The following is a 1,163-nucleotide window of genomic DNA, read 5'->3' as shown; positions in this document are numbered from 1 at the left end:
TCGGATGCGGAACAGGAAAAGTTTTTCCTGTTATGGGCGACCACCAAATCTGGTGGCTTCCCCCGTTGTGCCGTCGAAGTTCACACCCTGCGGCTATCAGCTCTTTCAACAGGTCAGCAGATTTCATAAGCCCTCCGTAACCTGAAATCCATTATACATACATATACACACAAGGCAAGAGAGGTTAGCGTAAATCGCAAATTTTTTGCAGCCTAACGGATGACTAACGCCCCGTGTGGGGCGAAGCTTGGAAGGGAATGACTAGATTTTATGACTGTGGTTAATTGTACATCATTTCAGCGTGAAGAGGCGAGCCATACTGACTTCAAAATCAGCAATACCAGCAGACATACTTTGAGATCGCTTGCGTTCCTGCGCCAGCTCACGTTCTAGCTTCAGGATCATTTCGTTTTGCTCTTTAACCTTGCTGATAGAAACCAGAAATGCTTTGCTGACAGTTGAGACACCTAAATACTCCTGGGCATCTTTGATAATTGCATCATCTTTTTCGCTAGTTCTGATTGTATAATTTCCCATTGTATGACCCTTTTGCTGTCAATTTCAGTATCGCCGGTTACGCAGCTGGAGAATAATTGCTATCAATCATGTGCATCGAGGCCGCACCGGTGATAAATAAATGCTGGCACATTTGGAATAGGGGGGCATCCCCCCCCATGTAACCTTAAAGCAGGTCTGCTCCAAGATTTTTTACCCACCATAAAACTTCTTCCAGCTCCCATCCTGTGAGTTGAGGCGTTTTAACTGGTCGCTTCTGCTGGATACCCTTTACAATTGAATTTGCTAACGATATGATCTGATTGGTTGACATAAAATTTACCTGTAAGTGATTTTTTTGTCATGAGCGTTAGACTGTTCCCGCAGCCTAACGCTTTTCTTTTATATCTATTAAATTACGTATGGTTTAATTTGTTTCTCCAGTTCGTCCAGGAAGGATGGCTCAAAATCCCATGCACGCCATATTAAACGGCCTGTAGCTGCATCACGGATTTCAACCTGCTTATCATTATATTTACTGACGTTTGCGATCTTAATTGTCACAGCTTCGGAAAACTTATACTTACGAATTACGCTTTCAACGTTAACTGCCATTTTAATCTCCTGGCCGACCGGCCTTTATCGGAAAGCACCGCGCTTTCCATGTA

4 protein-coding genes are annotated in these 1,163 nt (G+C 43.7%); all 4 read right to left on the bottom strand.

Features of this window, described 5'->3' with window-relative positions:
• Nucleotides 1–127: type II toxin-antitoxin system HicA family toxin (locus tag L977_RS24170; RefSeq protein WP_072034167.1), on the bottom strand; the 127-nt coding region annotated here is incomplete at its 3' end.
• A 164-nt stretch (nucleotides 128–291) separates the two neighbouring features.
• Nucleotides 292–537: a hypothetical protein gene (locus L977_RS22095; RefSeq protein ID WP_047626947.1), complete on the bottom strand. Its 246-nt coding sequence runs from the start codon at nucleotides 535–537 to the stop codon at nucleotides 292–294.
• A gap of 145 nt (nucleotides 538–682) precedes the next feature.
• Nucleotides 683–829 (bottom strand): hypothetical protein, encoded by a 147-nt coding sequence (locus L977_RS24615; RefSeq protein WP_155964492.1) that lies wholly within the window; start codon nucleotides 827–829, stop codon nucleotides 683–685.
• A gap of 77 nt (nucleotides 830–906) precedes the next feature.
• Nucleotides 907–1,110: a DUF905 family protein gene (locus tag L977_RS22090; protein WP_032679777.1), complete on the bottom strand. Its 204-nt coding sequence runs from the start codon at nucleotides 1,108–1,110 to the stop codon at nucleotides 907–909.
• Nucleotides 1,111–1,163 lie beyond the last annotated feature (53 nt).

This window comes from Enterobacter sp. ZOR0014, assembly GCF_000798855.1.
GTDB classification, from domain to species: Bacteria; Pseudomonadota; Gammaproteobacteria; order Enterobacterales; family Enterobacteriaceae; genus Enterobacter; species Enterobacter kobei.
Note: the sequence above shows the minus strand (reverse complement) of the source record. Positions and strands in the feature narration are given on the sequence as shown.

Coding starts and splice junctions, on each gene's coding strand:
- L977_RS22095 (WP_047626947.1), bottom strand. CDS start 537: ATGGGAAATTATACAATCAGAACTAGCGAAAAAGATGATGCAATTATC.
- L977_RS24615 (WP_155964492.1), bottom strand. CDS start 829: ATGTCAACCAATCAGATCATATCGTTAGCAAATTCAATTGTAAAGGGT.
- L977_RS22090 (WP_032679777.1), bottom strand. CDS start 1,110: ATGGCAGTTAACGTTGAAAGCGTAATTCGTAAGTATAAGTTTTCCGAA.